At 75.4% G+C, this 710-nt stretch carries 2 pseudogenes; both read right to left on the bottom strand.

Annotated features, from left to right (window positions below):
- A pseudogene (locus x551_RS28280) lies at positions 1-211 on the bottom strand (hypothetical protein); the annotation flags it as partial.
- 267 nt (positions 212-478) lie between these two features.
- Positions 479-710, bottom strand: a pseudogene (locus tag x551_RS26660) (TolC family protein); the annotation flags it as partial.

The raw sequence follows: 710 nt of genomic DNA, 5'->3' as shown, positions 1-710 counted from the left end.
CGGGAGCGGCCGCGTCGGCGTGCGCGGGCGCGTGGAGGTCGAGCTCACCGGCCAGCAGGTCCAACTCGTCGCCGGCGGTCACGGTCGCGGTGATCGGCAGGACGCCCGGCGCGGGCGCCTCGGGCAGCACGACCTCGTACTCGGCGTCGCCGTGCGCTTCGGCCTCGAAGGGCTGGCCGGCGATCTCGAGCGTGATCGCGGCGTCGCGCACCGGGCTGTTGTCGGCCGCACGGTCGAGGTAGAGCGTGAGCTGCGACCGTCGAGCACGCCGACGAGTTCGAAGGCTTCGGAGACGGCCACGAAGCGGGGCAGCGCCGCGCCGGCCGGGGCCGGTGCTTCGCTGCCGTGGTCGTGGCCTTCGCCGGCGCGGGCGGTTTCGCCGGGAGCGAGCAGGGCCGCGACAACGAGCGCGGCACACAGGAGGGGGGACGTCATGGGATGGGGTTCCTCGGGGAGTTCGGTAGGGTGGGGCGCGGCATTACCGGGGCAGCAGCCCCAGGGCCTGGCGCCAGGCCGACAGCGCGGCGGCCAGTTCGATGTGGCTGCGCGCGGCCTGGCGTTCGGCATCGGCTGCGTCGGCCTCGATGCGCAGGCGGGTCGCAGGTCGGTTTCGCCGAGCTGGAAGGACTTGTCGAGGTAGCCGCGCGACTCGCGCGCCAGCCGGGCACGCCGCTCCGACGCGGCGAGCTGGGTGCGCGCCGCGTCGACGC

This window comes from Methylibium sp. T29 (genome assembly GCF_000576205.1).
Lineage (GTDB): Bacteria > Pseudomonadota > Gammaproteobacteria > Burkholderiales > Burkholderiaceae_C > Methylibium > Methylibium petroleiphilum.
The sequence above is the reverse complement of the archived record's forward strand: the minus strand, read 5'-3'. Positions and strand labels throughout refer to the sequence as shown.